This is a genomic window from Streptomyces sp. CA2R106, from assembly GCF_037034245.1.
Taxonomy (GTDB): Bacteria; Actinomycetota; Actinomycetes; order Streptomycetales; family Streptomycetaceae; genus Actinacidiphila.
This window is the reverse complement of sequence record NZ_JBAGKC010000141.1, coordinates 1-879: the sequence shown is the minus strand read 5'-3', so window position 1 is coordinate 879 and position 879 is coordinate 1. Positions and strand designations below refer to the sequence as shown.

The 879-nt window shown below is 71.4% G+C and carries 1 protein-coding gene; it reads left to right on the top strand.

Annotated elements, in window-relative coordinates; all coding sequences use genetic code 11:
• On the top strand, window positions 1-879 hold an 879-nt coding region (locus WA788_RS35410; protein WP_335984593.1), incomplete at both ends, for a polyketide synthase dehydratase domain-containing protein.

The window sequence follows — 879 nt, the reverse complement described above, 5'->3', positions numbered from 1 at the left end:
AGTGCAGGTCCAGGTCCACGTCGGCGACAGCGATGGCGGCAGCGGCCGGCGAACGGTGACGGTCTCCTCTCGCGAGGGGGAGGGCGAATGGGTGCGGAACGCGGTGGGCGAGTTGGCTCCGGTCGGCAGCGAGCCGGTCCCCGCCCCGCTGGGTGTCTGGCCTCCGGCGGGTGCGGTGGCGGTTCCGGTCGACGACGCCTACGACAGGTTGGCTCGGCGCGGTTACGGTTACGGTCCGGCGTTCCAGGGGCTGCGGCAGGTGTGGCAGGCCGGGGGCACCGTCTACGCCGAGGTGGAGCTGCCCCAGGTCATCGACTCCGATGCGGCTGGGTTCGGCCTGCATCCTGCCCTCCTCGACGCTGCCCTGCACGGTCTCCTGGCCGCCGGCGCCGGCAACGGCAATGGCGGGACGGAGTTGCCGTTCGCGTGGTCGGGCGTGCGGCTGCTGGCAAGCGATGCCCGCCGGCTGCGAGTGGCGTTCGCTTCCGGGCCTGGTGGGGTCTCGGTCACGGCTTTTGACGGTGCGGGTGAACCGGTCTTGCAGGTCCGGTCGTTGGCCCTGCGTGAGGCTTCGGCCGGTCAGCTCACCGGTACTGGTCGGCAGGTGCGGCAGTCGCTGTTCACGGTGGACTGGGTTCCGCTGCCTGCCCCGCAGACCCCTGACACCGCTGCGGTGCAGTGGGTGCGGCATGGTGAGTCGGGCGGGGCCGAGGTGGCTCCGGTGGTGGTGGCGCCAGTGCCGGCTGCCCCGTTGGGGGTTCCGGTACCGGAGGTGGCTCAGTTGGCTGCTGTGACGGTGTTGGGTTGGGTGCAGGAGTGGCTGGCCGATCCCGAGACGGACAATGCGCGGTTGGTGGTCTGGACCCAGGGCGTGGCTAT